At 39.6% G+C, this 270-nt stretch carries 1 protein-coding gene; it reads left to right on the top strand.

All coding sequences use genetic code 11. The annotated features are described in order from the left end of the window. The coding region (locus DM444_RS00050) for a hypothetical protein (RefSeq protein ID WP_162614870.1) at positions 1-270 on the top strand (270 nt) is incomplete at both ends.

Genomic DNA, 270 nt, shown 5'->3' with positions numbered 1-270 from the left:
TACTTCAACAAATATTACAGGAATTGCATCAAGTCCATATACTTTCAATGTAAGTCCAACAAGTAATACAACATATACAGTTACAGCTTTAAAAGGTGCAAATTGTACAGCAATAGCTGCTGATATGACAGGAAGTGCTGTGATAACAGTAAACCCAAGACCAACAGCAGTTGTGAGTGGTTCTGTCGCTATTTGCAGTGGCTCTAGTGCAACAGTTTCGGTAGCATTGACAGGAACTGGCCCTTGGGATTTAACTTATTCAGATGGTAC

The organism is Flavobacterium ginsenosidimutans (genome assembly GCF_003254625.1).
GTDB classification, from domain to species: domain Bacteria; phylum Bacteroidota; class Bacteroidia; order Flavobacteriales; family Flavobacteriaceae; genus Flavobacterium; species Flavobacterium ginsenosidimutans.
This window is presented reverse-complemented; position numbering and strand designations above follow the sequence as displayed.